Origin of the sequence: Xenorhabdus littoralis, assembly GCF_033949345.1 — a bacterium.
GTDB lineage: Bacteria > Pseudomonadota > Gammaproteobacteria > Enterobacterales > Enterobacteriaceae > Xenorhabdus > Xenorhabdus littoralis.
In genome coordinates this window covers 1-335 of sequence record NZ_VCDP01000246.1, presented here as the reverse complement: position 1 = coordinate 335, position 335 = coordinate 1, and the positions used below count along the sequence as shown (strand labels likewise).

The window sequence follows — 335 nt, the reverse complement described above, 5'->3', positions numbered from 1 at the left end:
TTGATCTCGGCAAACATTCTTTCCACGTTCACTGTCAGGACAAATCAGGAAAGGCTCTGCTGCGTAAAAAATTTACCCGCGTCAGACTGATGGAATTTTTAGCGGGATCGTCATCAGCGACTATTGTAATGGACGCCTGCGCCGGTGCTCACTTTATGGCTCGCCGGATCGCTGCTTTTGGTCACGAAGCGAAGCTGATTTCTCCACAATTTGTCCGTCCTTTTGTAAAGAGCCACAAGAACGATTTTGTGGATGCTGAAGCCATATGCGAAGCTGCATCCCGTCCCGCCATGCGATTTGTGCAACCACGAACAAAGGCGGAACAGGCGATGAGA

The 335-nt window shown here is 49.9% G+C and carries 1 protein-coding gene; it reads left to right on the top strand.

The annotated features are described in order from the left end of the window. On the top strand, positions 1–335 hold a 335-nt coding region (locus FE394_RS19495; RefSeq protein WP_319927966.1), incomplete at both ends, for an IS110 family transposase.